This window comes from Mesorhizobium sp. C277A, assembly GCF_040324395.1.
GTDB lineage: Bacteria > Pseudomonadota > Alphaproteobacteria > Rhizobiales > Rhizobiaceae > Mesorhizobium.
Genome location: NZ_JAMYVW010000002.1, coordinates 3421486 through 3437675, shown reverse-complemented (window position 1 = coordinate 3437675; position 16190 = coordinate 3421486). Strand labels below are relative to the sequence as shown.

Below are 16190 nucleotides of genomic sequence, written 5' to 3'. Positions count from 1 at the left end.
GCCCGAATTCTGACGGAGGAGACACAATGAAAGCGTTTAGAATAGCCCTGCTCGCATCCGCGGTTCTGCTTGCGCCGGCCTCGCTGGCCTACAGCCAGGAATGCGCCAAGGAACCGGTGATCGTCGGCTTCCTGCCCAAGCTCGACACCGATCCCTACTTCAAGGTGGCTTTCGGCGGCGCCGAGGAGGCTGCGAAGGAAATTGGCGGCACCGCCACCCAGGTCGCCCCGTCGCAGGCGACGGCCGAGGCACAGATCGAATTCATCAACAGCCTTGTGTCGCAGAAGGTCGGCGTCATCGCTATCGCCGGCAACGACGCCAATGCCGTTGCGCCTGCGCTGAAGCGCGCCGTTCAGCAAGGCGTCCGGGTGATCTCGTACGATTCCGACGTCGCGGCCGATGCGCGCGCGGTGTTCGTGAACCAGGTGAAGGGCGACAGTCTGGCCGAAATGATGCTGGAAAGCGCATTCAACCTCAGCGGCGGCGAAGGCGAGTTCGCCATCCTGTCGTCGACGCCGACGGCGACCAACCAGAACGCCTGGATCGACTTCATGAAGGCGAAGATGGCGGCAGAGCCGAAATACGCCAAGATGAAACTGGTGCAGGTCGCCTATGGCGAAGAGAGCGAGCAGGTCAACCAGCAGCAGGCCTTGGCGCTGGTGCAGGCGTTTCCGGATCTCAAGGTGATCATCGTGCCGGCAGGCATAGGCCTTCCGGCGGCCGCGCGCGCACTCGAGGAAGCCGGCATGATCGGCAAGGTCAAGCTGACCGGCCTTGCGCCGGCCACTTTGATTTCGAAATACATCAAGGATGGCGCTGCCCAGGATATCTGGTGGAATGTCACCGATCTCGGCTACCTGACCTATCAGGCGGCCCAGGCGCTGGCGCAGTGCAAGATCACCGGCAAGGAAGGTGAGAAGTTCACGGCAGGCAGGCTCGGCGAGTACACGATCGGCGCCAGCGGCGAACTGATCCTTGGCCCGGCCAAGATCGTGACGCCGGAAAACCTGGCCGAGTTTAAGTTCTAAGCCTCCCAAGGCCCGGCGGGCGCCGGTTCAAGCCGGCGCCCGCTCGTTCAATTGTCAGTCGAAAAGCGTGAGGGCGACGATGAAACTCTTGCTGGCAGGCGAGACCTTCGCGGCGACGACGTCGGTCGCTGCCGGCGGCGACGTTCTGACAAGTGCGACATGGGTGAATGGCGCGACGGCCTTCAATGCCGCCCTTGCCGCAGAGCGCATAGCGGTGACGCAGATCGGTGGCGATCGCTGTGCGGCCGAATTTCCGTATGACCTCGACGCGCTGGCCGAATACCAGGCGGTGGTGATCTCCGATGTCGGCGCGCTGACCTTGCTGGTCACGCCGGAGGCCCGCGCCGGGCGCATCGGCGTCAACCGCCTCGACGTCCTCAAGGCCTATGTCGAAGGCGGCGGCGGGCTGATGCTGGCCGGCGGCTATATGGGGTTCCAAGGCCTGTTCGGCACGGCGCGTTTCCACGACACCCCGGTCGAGGACGTGCTGCCCGTGCGCTGCCTGCCATTCTCGGACGGGCTGGAAGTGCCGCAAGGCCTGCAGCCGTCGATCCTTCAGGCGTCGCATCCGATCCTTGCCGGTGTCGCGGGTCCGTTGCCGCCGATCCTCGGCATGAACAAACTCGATTTCAGGCGCGACGGCTCGTCCCAGCTTCTGGCGACCTGCCAGTATCGCGGCACGGACTGGCCGCTGCTTGCTGCTCGCAGCGTTGGCCACGGCCGCACTGTCGCCTGGGCGACGGATATCGGCCCGCACTGGCTGTCGCAGGACTTTCTCGGCTGGCCGCTCTACGGCAAGCTGATGGGCAACGTCGTGCGCTGGCTGGCCGGCAAGGATTAAGCCTGGCGTGTTTGTAGGGCAGCTAGTCCGGCTTGCTGCTCAACGCTTCGCGCAGCGCCTGGATCCGCCGATTCAAGGCATCGAGATCAGCCATCGTCATGCCCGAGCGTTCGATCAGGGTTTCGTTGAGGCAGTTGCACTGGACGAGCAGCGCGCGGCCGGCAGGCGTCAGGTCGACCTGCACTTGGCGCTCGTCCGTCTGGCTGCGCTGGCGGGTGACGAGACCGGCCTGTTCCATGCGCTTCACCAGCGGCGTGATGGTGCTCGATTCCAAAGCGAGCCTGTGCGCAATCGAGCCGACCGACATCCCGCCGGCTTCGGCAAGTGCGTTCAGCACGAGATATTGCGGATAGGTGATGCCCATCTCGTCCAGCATGGGCTTGTAGGTGCGATTGATTGCCATGCTGGTGGCGTAAAGCGTGAAGCAGAGCTGGTTGTCCAACGGGAGAGGCACGAGGCATTCCTTTGCCGACTGAGTCACATCAATATGTACCACGAAAAATGATATCGCGATACATATTTTCTGTAGACAAGGATTTGGACCTGCGCTAGTCGTATGGTTATCGCGATATTGATTATCGCGGAAGCAATCAATGGAGAGCGAGATGACCAAGCCCGGCAGCAGCACGATCACCACCAAGGACGGCACCGAAATTTTCTACAAGGATTGGGGAACGGGACAACCCATCGTCTTCCATCACGGCTGGCCGCTGAGCAGCGACGACTGGGACGCCCAGATGCTGTTCTTCCTGTCCAAGGGCTATCGCGTCATTGCCCATGACCGGCGCGGCCATGGCCGCTCCACCCAGACCGATACCGGCAACGAGATGGACACCTACGCCGCTGATGTCGCGGAGCTTGCGGCGCATCTCGACCTCAAGGACGCGATCCATGTCGGCCATTCCACCGGTGGCGGCGAAGTGGCCCGCTATGTCGCGAAGTACGGTTCCGGTGGCCGTGTCGCCAAGGCCGCACTGCTCGGCGCGGTGCCGCCGATCATGCTGAAGACGGCGGCCAATCCGGGTGGCCTGCCGATCGAGGTGTTCGATGGTTTCCGCTCCGCCCAGGCAGCCAACCGCGCCCAGTTTTTCCACGATATTGCGGCCGGCCCGTTCTACGGCTTCAACCGCCCCGGCGCCCAGGTGTCGCAGGCTGTCGTCGAGAATTGGTGGCGCCAGGGCATGATGGGCGGCACCAAGGCGCATTACGATTGCATCAAGGCGTTCTCGGAAACCGACTTCACCGACGATCTGAAGGCCATCGACGTGCCGGTGCTGGTGATGCATGGCGACGACGACCAGATCGTTCCGATCGCCGACTCCGCGCTGCTGGCTGTCAAGCTGCTCAAAAAGGGCGAGCTCAAGGTCTACAAGGGCTTCCCGCACGGCATGGCGACGACCCATGCCGATGTCATCAATGTCGACCTGCTGGCGTTCTTCAAGGCCTAGAATCGTTCAGTTGAATAGACATCGTCCAGTTGGATAGGCAAGGCACCCGCCGCCGGGCGGGTGCATTTGCTTTCGTCGAAATGTCAGCGGGACAGTGCCTATTTATCGAGAAAACCAGTGATCAGTTTGACGGTGTCGTCGGGGTTTTCCTCCATGATCCAGTGTCCGGAAGCGGGCACGATGCCGCCCGTGACATCGGTCGCAACAAGCCGCAGGAGATCGGCCTGCGTAGTGCCAGCGGATTTTTCACCGCCGACAGCCAGTACCGGCATGGTCAGTTTGCCGCCGGCGGCGAGCATCGCCTGGTTGTCGATCGCGTCCTGGTCAAACGCCTTGAACTGCTCGAAAGCGTCATGCATCGCATGCGGGCGGGCATAGAGTCTGGCGTAGTGCTTGCGCGTGGCCTCGTCGATCTTCTTGGGGTCTGCCGACAGTTCGTTGTAGAAGCGATCGAGATAGATGCGCTCGCGCCCTGCGACCAGCCGCTCCATATCCGGGCCGCGGAAGTTGAAGTGCCAAAGCAGCGGGCTTTGCTTGATCTTTTCCCAATCGCCGATGCCGGGCAGCGGCGCATCGATGATGACCCATTTGGTGATGCGCTTGGGATATTGCGCGGCAAGCGCATAGCCGACCATGTTGCCGATGTCGTGGGTGACGAGATCTGCCTTGTCGATCTTCAGGGCATCCAACACGCCGGCGATGTCGACGGCCTGGTTCTTCTTGGCGTAGCCCGCTTCCGGGTGGGCCGACAGACCCATGCCGCGCAGGTCCGGCACGATGACGGTGTGGTCCTTTGCGAGGGCGATGGCCGCGGCGCCCCACATGTCTCCGGTATCGGCAAAGCCGTGCAGCATCACGACGGCGGGACCCTTGCCGCCAACGCGCACATAGAGTTTGGTGCCGTTGGTTTCGACGGACTGCGTCTTGAAACCCGGCGGAAAAGGAACGATGCGTGCCGTCGCCGGCAAGGTAACAAGAAGCACACCCAATACGGCCAATACGGTCTTGCGCATGTCATCCCCCAGAGACGTCGAAGGCCCCAAGCCTTCGTTGATGACTATCTCTAGCCGCTTTTCAACCAGCGCATGGTGAAAGAATCACAGAGGGCGCAGCAATGCCGCGCCCTGCGCCAAATCCGCAAAATCGACCGGTTTTATCTGGCCGCCGCTTGCGCCTTCCTGGCTTCCTTCATGTTGGGCAGGAACACCGTCAGCAGGCCGAGCAGCGGCAGATACGAGCAGATCTGGAAGACGAAATCGATGCCCTTCAAGTCGGCGACGACGCCGAGCACGGCGGCTGCAATGCCGCCCATGCCGAAGGCGAAGCCGAAGAAGATCCCGGCGATGGTGCCGACACGTCCCGGCACCAACTCCTGCGCAAACACGACGATGTTGGAGAAGGCCGAGGACAGGATCAGGCCGATCAGCACCGTCAGCACCATCGTCCATTCGAAATTGGCGTAGGGCAGCGCCAGCGTGAACGGCAGCACGCCGACGATCGAGAACCAGATCATCGCCTTCTGGCCGTAGCGGTCGCCGAACGGTCCGCCGAGCAGGATGCCCAGCGCCGAGGCGCCGAGGAACAGGAACAGCATGACCTGGCTCATCTGCACCGACACGCCGAACTTATGGATGGAATAGAAGGTGTAGTAGCTGGAGAGCGAGGCGATGTAGGCATTCTTGGTCAGCACCAGCAGCGTCAGGACGATGAGCGCACCCATCACTTTCTTGCGCGGGAAGGGCGAGACGAAGCTTGCCGCCTTGCGATTGCCCTGCGCGGCGCGCATCCGGCTGTACCAGCCGCCGACCCGCGACAAAACGATGATGCCGATCAGAGAACCGACGGCGAACCATGAAATGCTGGTCTGGCCGAAGGGCACGACGATGAAGGCAGCGAGCAACGGCCCCATCGACTGGCCGAAATTGCCGCCGACCTGGAACAAAGATTGCGCCAGGCCAAAGCGGCCGCCGGAGGCAAAGCGGGCAATGCGCGAGGATTCCGGATGGAAGATCGCCGAGCCGATGCCGATCAGCGAGGCGCCGACCAGAAGCAGCGCATAGTGGCCGGCATAGGCGAGCACGATCAGGCCAATCAGCGAGGACGCCATTCCGTAGGGCAGCGAATAGGGCATTGGCCGCTTGTCGGTGATCATGCCGATGACCGGCTGCAGCAGCGACGCCGTGACCTGGAAGGTGAAGGTCAAAAGACCGATCTGCCAGAAATCGAGACCGTAGTTCTCTTTCAGCAGCGGATAGATCGCCGGCAGCAGCGATTGCATGATGTCGTTAATGCCGTGGCAAAAGCTCACCGCCAGAATGACGGTGAAGGCGGTCGCCTGGGCTGAAGGGAGGCTGGCGCTTGGCTGCGGTGCAATGCTGGTGGCTGTCGTATCGGTCAAGGCAGGCTCCGAGGTCTTTTTGGCGGGTGTTTGCCCGCGGGCAGGCTTGGCGGCCGCTCCCGCGGACCGCCTTAAGGACGCTCGTCTGAAGCGCTTGGGCGACGCCCCTGCGGAGCGCCCTGGGGATGGCTGCCTTATAAGCCGCTTGCGAGGCGACTTCTTTCGTGGTTTGGTCCAATAGTTTCGCAAGTGGGCCATAGCCGATGCCACATGGCAGGGACATCTTCCGCGCCGGCAATGCCGATCTCGGCCGATTGCACGAAAGCCGCTGGCAGTGGCTGGAGGAGGTTTCCGGGCCGGCGGTGGCTTTGCCGACCGAATATCCGGACGGTTACCTCGTGCCGCAACACCGCCACAGCCGCAGCCAGCTGCTGCATGCGCTGGTCGGTGTCGTGCTGGTGACGACCAGGTACGGGCGCTGGATGGTGCCGCCCGACCATGCAATGTGGATACCGGCCGGCACCGAGCATTCCGTCGAAATGCTGGGCGATGTCTCGATGCGCTCGGTCTATGTGATGCCGGGCGCGATCCCCGGCCTGCCGGAAGGTTTGCGCGTCGTCGGCGTCACCGAACTGATGCACAGCCTGATCGTCGAATCGGAAAAGCTGCCGCAAGGCGGCGAACTGGAAGGCCGCGGCGGGTTGATCATGAACCTCTTGCTGCACGAGATCCCGACCTTGCCGGAACGGCCGCTCGGCCTGCCGTTCCCGTCTGATCCCAGGCTGGCGGCGCTCTGCCGACGCTTCGTCTCGGCACCGTCGCCGCATGCCACGATCGACGAGTGGGCCGATGCCGCGGGGATGAGCCGGCGCTCCTTCACCCGTGCCTTCCACCGCCAGACCGGACTGTCCTTGTCGACATGGCGCCAGCAGGCCTGCCTGTTCGCGGCACTTCCCAGGCTCGCCGACGGCGAGCCAATCACCAGGGTGGCGCTCGACCTCGGTTATGACAGCGTGCCGGCATTCATAACCATGTTCAAGCGCATGCTCGGCGCCTCGCCGCGCGGCTATATGCGCGGCGCCCGCGACGAAGGCATGCGGCGGGCTCAGCCTCGGCTTGAGGCCCCGGCGCCGTAGCGCCAGGAAAAGCCCGCAGTACTTTGCCGTAGGCCCTAGTCCAGCTGAACGCCGCTGGCCTTGACGATCGGTTCCCATTTGGCGAGTTCGGCCTTCACATGCACTCCAAGCTCTTCCGGGGTGGAGGCCACGATCGAGGCGCTGAACTGGGCCATGCGGGCGATCACATCAGGGTCTTTCAGGGCTTCAACTGCCGCCTTCTGAAGAACGGCGACGACCTCCGGCGGCGTGCCTGCGGGCGCGAACAGAGCGTTCCAGCTGTAGGTTTCATAGCCGGGAATGGTTTCGGCAATGGCCGGTATGTCGGGGAAGGAGGGAACGCGCTCCTTGGTGGTGACGCCAAGCGCTCTCAGCGTCCCGCTCTTGATATGGCCCGATGAAGAGGGGAGGTTGTCGAACATCATCGGCACCTGATTGCCGATAACGTCGTTCAAGGCCGGTCCGGCGCCCTTGTAGGGAATGTGCTGCATACTGACGCCGGCCATCGTCTTGAAAAGCTCGCCGGAGAGATGCAGCGGGGTGCCATTGCCTGATGAGGCGTAGGCATATTTGTCCGGGTCCTTCTTCAGCATCTCGATCAGTTCCTTGACGTCCTTGGCGGGGAATTCAGGGTTTACGACCAGGACGTTTGGCACCAGCACGAGCAACGATATCGGCGCAAAATCCTTCTCCGCGTCGTAGGGCTTTGTCTTCAGGATCAGCGGGTTGAGCGCGTGGGTTGCGACCGTGCCCATCAGGATCGTGTAGCCGTCCGGTTCGGCTCGGGCGACCTGGGCAGCGCCGATGCTGCCCCCGGCGCCGCCGACATTTTCGACGACAATCTGCTGGCCCAGCTTTTCGGACATCTTGTTGGCGACTAGGCGCGCGACCAGATCCGTCGAGCCACCGGCGGAAAAGGGGACAACCATGGTGATGGTCCGGTCCGGAAAATCGGCGGCCCAGGCCGCCGGTGCTGAAAGGGTGGCTGCGATGGAAACCGCGAGCCCGAGCAAAGTCCTACGCCGCATCTGCTACTCCTCCGTTGATTGGAGGGGCAGTATGGCCATGGTGAACTCCTCGCACAATGCAACCATGGACTGACTGCCCGCCTCAGGAGATCGGGCTTGACACCGATGCTTCGGTTGGCGTGCGCGAGAACGCCTCACCCCTCAGTTCAATCAGCCTTGGTCCAGCTGAAAACAAGCCATTTGTATCGTGACGTCTCTTCAGGCTCGGCCGTGTAGGTCATCTGCATGTCGCCGCCCTCGGCGTAGATGTCGAGCCTGGGCGCCGTGTCCAGTTCGAGCCAGAGGGAATCGTTCTTGAACGACCATGTCCCGCACCAGACGCAAGGCCCCGATGCCGGGTCACCCGGTTGGGTGAAAATTGTAGCGGCCGTCCGCCGTGATCTCCAGATAGTCGAAGGCGCCATAAAAGGCGGTCACAGTCTGCTGAAATTCGGTCGCAGCCGCATCCTGGTCGGGCTTCGCCGGCTCTTTCAGATCACGCGGTGGCCGGATTGCGGACCCTGCGATGCTCCATTTGCCGATGAAATCCTTTTCGGTGGGAAGATATTCCGTTTGCGCCTGCGCGGTCGAAACCGGAGCGATTGTCGGCGCATAGGCCGCGCTGGCGATGCCGATTGCGAGAAGCATTCCTGCGATGCCTGCAGCCTTGATTCGATTGCGCATCAGCTGCGCTCCTTTCACGACGGTTTGGGGCAGATTCCAAAAACGAGATTACCCCCGAGCCAGGCCCGTGGGCACGCTTTTGGGCAACATGGATTAATCGAACAGGCTCGACACGGACTCTTCGGTCGCTGTGCGCGAAATCGCCTCGCCAATCAGGTCGGCGATGGAGATGACGCGGATATTCGGGGCGTCGAGCACGCCTTGCGTCGGCTGGATGGAATCGGTGATCACCAGTTCCTGCAGCTTCGAGCCGCTGATCCGGGCGACCGCACCGCCCGACAGCACGCCGTGGGTGATATAGGCAGTGACGCTGGTAGCGCCGTTGGCGAGCAGCGCATCGGCGGCATTGCACAGCGTGCCGCCGGAATCGACGATGTCGTCGATCAGCAGGCAATCCTTGCCGGCGACCGCGCCGATGATGTTCATCACTTCGGATTCACCGGGACGTTCGCGGCGCTTGTCGACGATGGCCAGTTGTGCGTCGAAGCGTTTGGCGAGCGCGCGGGCGCGCACCACGCCGCCAATATCGGGCGAGACGACGACGACATTGGCAAGCTGTTTGTATTTTGCCTTCACGTCGCGGGCCATCACCGGCACCGAGAACAGATTGTCGGTCGGAATGTCGAAAAAACCCTGGATTTGGCCGGCATGGAGGTCGAGCGTCAAAACGCGGTCGACGCCAGCGCGGGTGATCATGTTGGCGACCAGCTTGGCCGAGATCGGTGTGCGGCCCGAGGCCCGGCGATCCTGCCTGGCGTAACCGAAATAGGGGATGACCGCGGTGATGCGCTTGGCCGAGGAGCGCATGAAGGCATCGATCATGATGAGCAGTTCCATCAGATGATCGTTGGTCGGGAACGAGGTCGACTGCAGGATGAAGACATCCTCGCCGCGCACGTTTTCCTGGATTTCGACGAAGATTTCCTGATCGGCGAAGCGTCTGACGCTGGCCTTGCCCAGCGGGACATTGAGATAGCGGGCGACCGCTTCGGCCAGCACCCGGTTGGAATTGCCCGCGAAAAGCTTCATGCACCGTTCCTGGCGAAGGATGGGGAGGTCCTCTTAATCGGGCTTGTAGCGAGCCGTGCCGGTATTGCAAGCCTCGTTGACGGGAATCCGCCGGCTAATCTCAAAAACGTCAACAGTGAACGGAAGCCGGTAACAGGCGGATCAGCCGGCGCTGCCGCCGAGCCAGGCCGCGAACTGGTCGATCGTCTGGTCGGCGATCGCCTGCATGGTAGCGGGTGCAACCGCGGGCCAGCCTTCGGCGGCATTGACCGAGGGCGCCTTCTGCTGGCCATTGATGCGGTGTAGCCGGTTGCCAGCGGGGTCATAGACGTCCCAGACATAGATAACGGTGGTATCCTTGCCTTCCGTCATGGTCGAGAAGTAGCCCTTCAGCACATGGGTGGCGGCCTGGTCGGCGCTGCCGGCAAGGGTGATGCCGCGCTGCTTGGCGCGTGTCTGCAGTTCGGCCGTCAGCGGCGTTGCCGCTTCCACGGAGGCGCCGACGATCGGCGCGATCTGCAGCCGAGTCTTCGACAAAGCGGCGGCGCTCTGCGCGGGGTTGGCGGGTGTCGTGGCGCCGACGGCCGGCTCTGGTGTGGCGGCGGGCGCGATGCCCGGGGCAGCCAAGGGCTGAGCCGGTTGGGCCGAGGCTGCCGGCGGCGTGATGGCGGACGGCTCAAGGACGTCCTTGGCATTGGTGCAAGCGGCCAGCACAAGCGCTGCGAGCAATGACACGGTCGTCACATGCGATCGTCTCATCTGCCCGAAAACTCCTTAGTCGCGAACGCCCCCGCGTGGACCAACCATTATGGATTCACTGTACGATCAAGTCGAGATCATGGCGTGAAAGCGGCTTCGGCTGGGATTCGGTGGTCAGGTAGGTGCGGCCAAGCGTCATCGCCGTCTCGGTTTCGGAGTCCATGATGATCATGTGCGCGAACAATGTCATGTTGGGCGCGATCGGCTCGGGATTGCCCTGGTAGAACATCGGCATATCCATCCAGGACGGGGTGAAGCGGGCGCCGACGGAATAGCCGCAGGCGTTCAACCGATGCTTGGTCAGGCTGTGCGCCTCCAGCGTGCGGGCATGCGCGTCGAAGACGTCGCCGAAGGTGTTGCCGGGCGTCATCGCCTTCTCGACCGCCAGAAGAGCCGCGCGGGCGGCGTCGAACAGCTCCTGATGGCGCTTCGACGCCTTGCCGGTCAGCACGGTGCGCATCATCGGCGCGTGATAGTGATGGAACACGCCGGCCCATTCGAGCGTCAGCTGATCGTTCTTGGTCAGCTTGCGGCGCCCGGCCTTGTAGCGGCAGAGCAGCGCGTCAATGCCCGAGCCGATGATGAATTCATTGGCCGGATAGTCGCCGCCGCCGGCAAACACCGCGCCCTGCATGGCGGCAAGGATCAGCGCTTCGTCGCCGCCCTGCTTGATCAGCGGCAGGGCCGCGTCGAGCGCGTCGTCGGAAAGGTTGGCGGCCTTTTCGGCCTTGGCGATTTCAGCCGGGCTCTTGAACAGGCGCAGACGGCCGACAATACCGGAGGCGTCGGCGATCTGGCCGAAGGTCTGCAGCTGCTCGTCGACGCGGCGGCCATTGAAGGCGGTCAGGCCATGGGTGTCGTATTCGACGCCGATGCGGGCGCCGAGGAGATTGAGGTCGTTGAGCAGGTTGCGCAGGTCGACCGCCGGGTTGGCGCCGTCGCGGTCGGTCCACAGCACGATGTTGTCGATGATCGATGTGTGGCGCGCCTGGCGCAAATCGGCCGAGCGGGTGAGCAGCACCATCGAGCCGTCAGCCTTCACAACCAGGCACTGGAAGAAACAGAAGCCGAACGTGTCGTAGCCGGTTAGCCAGTACATGCTCTCCTGGGCGAAAAGCAGTACAGCATCGAGCTTCTTTTCCGTCATCTCGATCATCAACCGGTCACGCCGGGCGTCAAATTCCGACCGTTCGAAATGCAGCGCCATTATCCGTTCTCCAAAACAATTGCCGAAACCTGCCGACCGTAGTCCGGTTCCTTGCGATGCGTCGCGCGCCGGTAGGAAAAGAAGAGATCCTCCTCGGCATAGGTGCAGCGGCCAAGCCCCTGCGCGGTCACGCCAGCCTTCTTCAGCCGGTCGACCGTATAGAGGTTGAGATCGAACATTGCATGCGCCGGATTGGCCGAAGGCGCGAAATAGCCGATGTTTTCGGCATCGGCTTCGACGAAACGGGCGACGAATTCCGGCCCGACCTCGTAATTGTCGGGGCCGATCGAAGGACCGAGAACCGCAATGATGCGCTCACGGCGGGCGCCGAGGCTTTCCATCGCGGCAATGGTGTTTTCAAGCACACCGGTGAAAGCGCCCTTCCAGCCGGCGTGTGCAGCGCCAATGATGCGCGCTTGCGCATCGGCGAACAGCACGGGGCCGCAATCGGCCGTCGAGGCGCCGATGGCGATGCCCGGCCGGTCGGTGACGATGGCGTCGGCCTTGGGCCGCGGGCCGGGAAAGGGTTCCCTGGCAATAACGACATCGGGCGAGTGGACCTGATGCGCGGTCAGGAGATGGCTGGCCGGCACACCCATCCAGGCAGCGACGCGGCGGCGGTTCTCGGCGACCAGCATCTGATCGTCATCCGAGCCGGTGCCGATGTTAAGTCCCTGATAGATGCCGCCGGAGACGCCGCCGATACGGGTGAAATAGCCATGGCGGATACCTCGCGGCTTGGCCGCTTCCAGCAGCGGCGAGCGAACAGGATCCGGTTTGGTCTGATTCATCATGGATGGGTTTGTTGTCCGCGCCGGCGTTTTCGTCAAGGCGAAGTTCGGCCGAGTGATTGCGACAGTGCTGCCGCGTCGACTTTGCATTGGCCAAAAGCAGGCATGCGACCACAAGCGACATGGCGAGACGGCTTGTAACGATCTCTGAGGGTCAGACTGGCTGATGCGGCAGGATTTTCAGGATTTTGAACAGCGTGCCCATGCCGTCGGGGCCGGCCAGGCGCTCGACGGCATCGGCAATGGTTTGTCGTGCCTCTTGGCTTGCCTGGCTGCCCAACTGGCCAGCTCGCTCAAGCAATCCCGTGCCAAGCAGAAAGTCGCCCTGCGTCGCCAATTCCACATCGAGGCCATGCGCCCGCACGACGGCGGCCAGTGCAGCGAAGTCGACATGGGCGGTGAGATCGGCTTCGCCGGGATTGGCCAGCACATCTTCGGGGGCGTGCCTGCGCACGGCCTGCAATGTGTCGCCGAAACCGGGCTGGAGATGGCCGTAATCGGGGAACAGCCCGGCGCCGCCGTGGTCGGCTATGCGTTCGGCAATGGTCGCCATCAGTGCCGCGCGGGCCGGTGCTATTTCGAAAATAGAGCCTTGTGGCGCCTCGGCGGCGTCTTCCGGCAGCAGCGTCGCCTCGACCGAGCCGGCGCCGGCGAAGAAGCTCAACTCGTCTGAGACATCGAGGCCGATCACCCGTTCGCGCCAGCCGGCGCCGGCGCGGATGAACTGGCGGATCGGCACAGCGTCGAACAATTCGTTGCCGACAATCAGCAACGGCGCCTGCGGTAGTGTGGCGATGGTTTCGTGCCAGCCGAGCTCAACCGAAGTTTCGGCAAGCGTCTGCTTCTGGATTTCAGTCAGCCGCGGACTGGTCTCGACCAGAGCGAAGGATGCTCCGGCGGCGATAGCCGGATCGAGCCGCGTCAGGGTGCGAAGCATGTCCTTCATCAGCGTGCCGCGGCCAGGCCCGATCTCCGCGATGGTGACCGGCAGGGGTCGGCCGATCGCCAGCCAGGCCTGATAGAGCCAGACGGCGACGAGTTCGCCGAACATTTGGCTGATCTCGGGTGCGGTGACGAAGTCGCCGGCGGCGCCGAACGGCTCGCGCGTGGTGTAGTAGCCGTCGCTGGGATCGAACAGGCAGAGCGCCATGTACTCGTTGACGGGGAGGGGGCCGAGCGCGCCGATCAGGTCGACGATGCGGGTCTTCAGCCGTGTCATGCCGGCTGTGGTTGCGGCGCCGGTTTGGCTGTGGCCATCGCCCAGATGCCGGCCAGCACCATCGGCAGCGACAGCACCATGCCCATGGTGAGCCAGCCGCCGAGGAGGTAGCCGAGCTGCTGGTCGGGCTCGCGGAAGAACTCGACGAAGATGCGTGACAGGCCGTAGCCGCAAATGAAGGCGCCGCCGACAAAGCGCGGCGTCTTCAGCTTCAGCCGCGAATGGGTGAGGAAGCGCAGGACCAGGAACAGCACCGCGCCCTCGAGCAGCGCTTCGTAGAGCTGGCTCGGATGGCGAGGCTCCAGGCCCGCGACACAACCCGCCACGGTCTGCTGGAGACGCTCGTTGCAGAAGACGACGCCCCACGACACGTCGGTCACGCGACCCCAGAGTTCGGCATTGACGAAGTTCGCGATGCGGACGAGGCCGAGCCCGACCGGCACGCCGGCTGCCACCACGTCGAACAGCGTCCAGGTGCGGATGCCGCGCTTGAGGGAAAACAGCGTCATGGCGAGGATGACGCCAAGCAGGCCGCCATGGAACGACATGCCGCCCTGCCAGACGGCGAAGATGTCGAGCGGGTGGTCGATATAGCGCTTTAAATCGTAGAAAAGCACATAGCCGGTGCGTCCGCCGAGCACGACGCCGACGGCGGCCCAGACGATGAAATCGTCGAGGTCGATCGGCTTCATCGGCAAGACGCCATCAGGCCACAGCCTTGTGTTGGTGACGAGCCGCTTGGCGTACCACCAGGCGAACAGGATGCCGACGATATAGCCGATGCCGTACCAGTGCACAGCCAGCGGGCCGATCTGAACCAGGATCGGGTCGATGTTGGGGAAGGACAGCGACGCCATCGGCAGCGGGAAATAGTCGTTCAACAGGATCTCCTGGGAGGGCTCGCGTTAGGGCGCGGACCATGCGGCAGGGTTTTGGCGGGGTCAAGGCAAGGTGACGACAGCCTGATCGTCAGAGATAATGGGCTCAACCCTGCGGCTTGCCGGCGACCAATTGCCTGAGCGCATCGTTGATCCTGTCTTGCCAGCCGGGGCCATCTTCCTGGAAATGGTCGAGCACGGCGCGATCGATCCTGATCGAGACAAGCTCGCGAACGTTTGGTGCGGCGGAGGGTTCGCGAATGGGAGGCGCGGGTTTCTTGACTGGCTTGAAGGCCGCTTCAGCGGCTTCCATCGGATTGGTCGGTCGGCGCGGGGGCGTTGCCATTGGTTGATCCTGAATGCGAGTGACTTCTTGCCTGGAGCAAGTCGTGAGGAAAACACTAGGCCGCTGGTCTGTGAAGACCAGTAACTTCACTTGGTTCTCTCTGCCATTGCCCTGTGTTTGGCTTCAAGCCTGTCCAGCACCTCGTCGCCAGGCTAGACCCGGCCCGCACTGGCATCCGAAATGCCTTTTGCGAGTGCTGCATCGAGTGCTGCAAAGCGCTTCTCCAAGTCCGCACTGTCCGTCACGGCAACCGTCGTTCCAAGAATCCATTTGCGATAATAGCAATCTGTCGGCCGGACCGTGAGCCAAATCGCGTCCGACATGAAGCCGCACCAGCTTCAACGTTCTTGCATTCCGCAGGCAGTGCCACTACGTCAATTCGAGCAAGCGAGGATTTGCCATGTCAACCGGACCGAACCGCATTCTCGATGAATTCGCCAAGCTGATGACCGATGCCGCGGGTGCCGCACAAGGCGTGCGCCGCGAGGTGGAGACTGCCTTCAAGGGGCAGGCCGAGCGCATCCTCAACACCATGGATGTGGTGCAGCGCGAGGAGTTCGAGGCTGCCCGCGACATGGCTGCAAAGGCCCGCGAAGAAAACACCAGGCTGGCCGCCCGCATCGATGCGCTCGAGGCCAGGCTTGCCGAATTGACCGGACAGGCCGCACCTGTGGCTGCGGCAAAGCCCAAAGCAAAAAAATAAAATTTGAACTTTTCCACAAAGCACAATCCGAAAAAATGCTTTGCCGTGAATCGTTTACCGGCAATGCATGAATCTTTGTGACAGCGCCTTTCCACATGCTGATGACGCAGTGCGAAAAATTAGGCTGTTCACGCGACTCCCGATCAATAGACTGAATTTGTTGCATGATTCGGAGCAGGGTCATGCGGCCGGGCGGTGGGGTCCGGTCCGGGGTCTTTGTGTCGTGAAGTCCTGGCCGTCCGAGTTCAAGACAAGATTGTTCGTCGTGTGTGCCCCGCGGAGCGTGTGGCGCTCCCCTGAACACAGGAAGCATCCATGGAACTTCTCGAACTCGAATTCTCCCGCGAAATCCATCCGGTGGATGTCATCGAGCAGGTCGCCCATAACAATGACTGGTCCTTCGAACGGGCCGGCGATGACGAAATCTCGATCTCGGTTGCCGGCAGCTGGACCGATTATCACGTCTCCTTCTCGTGGATGGAGGACTTCGAGGCGCTGCATCTGGCCTGTGCTTTCGACATCAAGGTGCCGGAAGCCCGCGCGCTGGAAGTGATGCGGCTTTTGTCGCTGATCAACGAGCAGATGCTGTTTGGCCATTTCGATCTCTGGGAGCAGGAGGGCGCGATCATGTTTCGCCAGTCACTGCTGCTCGCCGGCGGGGTCGAACCGTCGAGCCAGCAGGTCGAGGTGCTTTTGTCGTCGGCGCTTGAAGCCTGCGAGTGCTATTTCCAGGCCTTCCAGTTCGTTGTCTGGTCGGGAACCTCGGCCAAGGATGCGCTGGCCGGCGTCCTGTTCGAGACCTATGGCAACGCTTGAGC

The 16190-nt window shown here is 62.7% G+C and carries 18 protein-coding genes; 6 read left to right on the top strand and 12 right to left on the bottom strand.

The features are described 5' to 3' along the window. The first annotated feature begins 26 nt into the window (after positions 1 to 26). Positions 27 to 1028 (top strand): rhamnose ABC transporter substrate-binding protein, encoded by a 1002-nt coding sequence (locus NKK52_RS17010; RefSeq protein ID WP_031192988.1) that lies wholly within the window; start codon positions 27 to 29, stop codon positions 1026 to 1028. A gap of 79 nt (positions 1029 to 1107) precedes the next feature. After that, positions 1108 to 1869, top strand: coding sequence for a glutamine amidotransferase (locus NKK52_RS17005; protein ID WP_023683709.1), 762 nt, complete (start codon positions 1108 to 1110; stop codon positions 1867 to 1869). A 22-nt stretch (positions 1870 to 1891) separates the two neighbouring features. Here NKK52_RS17005 and NKK52_RS17000 read toward each other — a convergent pair whose 3' ends face one another. Continuing rightward, the gene (locus NKK52_RS17000; protein WP_023670043.1) at positions 1892 to 2323 is read right to left on the bottom strand and encodes a MarR family winged helix-turn-helix transcriptional regulator; all 432 of its coding nucleotides are present in this window, start codon (positions 2321 to 2323) and stop codon (positions 1892 to 1894) included. Positions 2324 to 2474: 151 nt separating this feature from the next. Here NKK52_RS17000 and NKK52_RS16995 point away from each other — a divergent pair, with 151 nt between their 5' ends. Then, on the top strand, positions 2475 to 3317 hold the full coding sequence (locus NKK52_RS16995) for an alpha/beta fold hydrolase (RefSeq protein ID WP_155924133.1): 843 nt from the start codon (positions 2475 to 2477) through the stop codon (positions 3315 to 3317). A 98-nt stretch (positions 3318 to 3415) separates the two neighbouring features. On the opposite strand, the gene NKK52_RS16990 is transcribed toward NKK52_RS16995, so the two are convergent. Both NKK52_RS16990 and NKK52_RS16985 read right to left on the bottom strand, forming a co-directional pair. After that, positions 3416 to 4330, bottom strand: coding sequence for an alpha/beta fold hydrolase (locus NKK52_RS16990; RefSeq protein WP_023683711.1), 915 nt, complete (start codon positions 4328 to 4330; stop codon positions 3416 to 3418). Between the two features lie 140 nt (positions 4331 to 4470). Next, positions 4471 to 5715: an MFS transporter gene (locus NKK52_RS16985; RefSeq protein ID WP_023683712.1), complete on the bottom strand. Its 1245-nt coding sequence runs from the start codon at positions 5713 to 5715 to the stop codon at positions 4471 to 4473. 203 nt (positions 5716 to 5918) lie between these two features. On the opposite strand from NKK52_RS16985, the gene NKK52_RS16980 reads away from it, so the two are divergent. Further along, complete coding sequence (locus NKK52_RS16980) at positions 5919 to 6791, top strand: AraC family transcriptional regulator (RefSeq protein WP_023683713.1); 873 nt, start codon at positions 5919 to 5921, stop codon at positions 6789 to 6791. A 35-nt stretch (positions 6792 to 6826) separates the two neighbouring features. On the opposite strand, the gene NKK52_RS16975 is transcribed toward NKK52_RS16980, so the two are convergent. From NKK52_RS16975 to NKK52_RS16935, 9 genes are all read right to left on the bottom strand, one after another. Further along, positions 6827 to 7798 carry a Bug family tripartite tricarboxylate transporter substrate binding protein gene (locus tag NKK52_RS16975; protein WP_023683714.1) on the bottom strand — a complete coding sequence of 324 codons (972 nt, stop codon included), beginning with the start codon at positions 7796 to 7798 and terminating at the stop codon, positions 6827 to 6829. 339 nt (positions 7799 to 8137) lie between these two features. Continuing rightward, the gene (locus tag NKK52_RS16970) at positions 8138 to 8461 is read right to left on the bottom strand and encodes a hypothetical protein (protein WP_348524866.1); all 324 of its coding nucleotides are present in this window, start codon (positions 8459 to 8461) and stop codon (positions 8138 to 8140) included. Positions 8462 to 8554: 93 nt separating this feature from the next. Continuing rightward, positions 8555 to 9490, bottom strand: coding sequence for a ribose-phosphate pyrophosphokinase (locus NKK52_RS16965; protein WP_023670050.1), 936 nt, complete (start codon positions 9488 to 9490; stop codon positions 8555 to 8557). 141 nt (positions 9491 to 9631) lie between these two features. Next, a complete protein-coding gene (locus NKK52_RS16960; RefSeq protein WP_023683715.1) occupies positions 9632 to 10228 on the bottom strand; it encodes a hypothetical protein in 597 nt (198 codons plus the stop codon). Between the two features lie 55 nt (positions 10229 to 10283). Next, positions 10284 to 11435, bottom strand: a complete 1152-nt coding sequence (locus NKK52_RS16955) for a M24 family metallopeptidase (RefSeq protein WP_023683716.1) — start codon at positions 11433 to 11435, stop codon at positions 10284 to 10286. Next, positions 11435 to 12229, bottom strand: coding sequence for a peptidoglycan editing factor PgeF (gene pgeF, locus NKK52_RS16950; RefSeq protein ID WP_023683717.1), 795 nt, complete (start codon positions 12227 to 12229; stop codon positions 11435 to 11437). Before pgeF ends, NKK52_RS16955 begins: the two co-directional genes overlap by 1 nt. A 151-nt stretch (positions 12230 to 12380) precedes the next feature. After that, entirely contained in the window at positions 12381 to 13445 is a 1065-nt protein-coding gene (locus NKK52_RS16945; protein WP_023683719.1) for a class I SAM-dependent methyltransferase, read from the bottom strand. Next, positions 13442 to 14326 (bottom strand): prolipoprotein diacylglyceryl transferase, encoded by an 885-nt coding sequence (gene lgt / locus NKK52_RS16940; protein WP_023672032.1) that lies wholly within the window; start codon positions 14324 to 14326, stop codon positions 13442 to 13444. The genes NKK52_RS16945 and lgt overlap by 4 nt, the downstream gene beginning before the upstream one ends. A 103-nt stretch (positions 14327 to 14429) precedes the next feature. Then, entirely contained in the window at positions 14430 to 14669 is a 240-nt protein-coding gene (locus NKK52_RS16935) for a BrnA antitoxin family protein (RefSeq protein WP_023683720.1), read from the bottom strand. A gap of 400 nt (positions 14670 to 15069) precedes the next feature. On the opposite strand from NKK52_RS16935, the gene NKK52_RS16930 reads away from it, so the two are divergent. After that, complete coding sequence (locus tag NKK52_RS16930; protein WP_023672029.1) at positions 15070 to 15372, top strand: accessory factor UbiK family protein; 303 nt, start codon at positions 15070 to 15072, stop codon at positions 15370 to 15372. A gap of 315 nt (positions 15373 to 15687) precedes the next feature. After that, positions 15688 to 16188, top strand: coding sequence for a type III secretion system chaperone family protein (locus NKK52_RS16925; protein WP_006202532.1), 501 nt, complete (start codon positions 15688 to 15690; stop codon positions 16186 to 16188). Positions 16189 to 16190: the final 2 nt, after the last annotated feature.